General features: G+C 65.9%; 1 pseudogene. It reads right to left on the bottom strand.

The features are described from left to right. Nucleotides 1-361, bottom strand: a pseudogene (locus EXE44_RS20510) (hypothetical protein); the annotation flags it as partial.

Here is a 361-nt window from a genome sequence, read left to right on the forward strand (position 1 = left end):
GGCCACGGGGACTGCGGCGGCGATAGGATCGGCTTCAGCGTCTGTATCGGTATCGTTCTCGGATTCGAACCGTCGCCGCTGGACGACCGCGGCGTCCAGTTCGTTGGCTTGCCGAACCAGTTGCCGCGCGAACGGCGACGTGAGGAACGACTCCGCGTCGGTCTCGCTGAACGGGTCCGTCGCGACCGCGCTGGAATCGATCGTCACGGCGTCGGCGTCGCCTCCCGTCCCGACGGTCGCGATCCACGCAGTCTCGTACAGCGACGAGTCGGCGAGCTCGTCACAGACTGATTGTCTGACCGCCGCTCCGCTGGTCGCCCGTAGTACCGACCGAATCACTTCGGTGACGAGGGTGTTGAAC

Source organism: Halorubrum sp. SS7 (assembly GCF_005435055.1).
Taxonomy (GTDB): domain Archaea; phylum Halobacteriota; class Halobacteria; order Halobacteriales; family Haloferacaceae; genus Halorubrum; species Halorubrum salinarum.